General features: G+C 59.8%; 1 protein-coding gene. It reads left to right on the top strand.

Annotated features, from left to right (window positions below; translation table 11 throughout):
- On the top strand, positions 1 to 343 hold a 343-nt coding region (locus BTM36_RS27425), incomplete at both ends, for an efflux RND transporter periplasmic adaptor subunit (protein ID WP_139347331.1).

Raw genomic sequence — 343 nt, 5'->3', positions numbered from 1 at the left:
CCACCCGGAAATCAAAAGCGCGGTGGCAACCCTGCGCCAGCGCTATCTGGATAACGCCCGTAGCACCATTGTGGCGCCGGTCAGCGGTTTTGTGGCGAATCGCGCGGTCCAGTTGGGGATGCGCGTTGACTCCGGCACGACACTGATGTCGATCGTCCCGCTGGATCAGGTCTGGGTGGATGCCAACTTCAAAGAGAGCCAGATGAACACCATGCGTCTGGGGCAGAAGGTGGTCCTGACCGCCGACCTGTACGGCGATAAAGTGGAATACCAGGGCACCATTGAGAGCTTAGGTATTGGTACTGGTAGCGCATTCTCGTTGCTGCCGGCCCAGAACGCCAGC

Origin of the sequence: Herbaspirillum sp. VT-16-41 (assembly GCF_001994935.1) — a bacterium.
Lineage (GTDB): Bacteria > Pseudomonadota > Gammaproteobacteria > Burkholderiales > Burkholderiaceae_D > Herbaspirillum > Herbaspirillum frisingense.
Note: the sequence above shows the minus strand (reverse complement) of the source record. Positions and strands in the feature narration are given on the sequence as shown.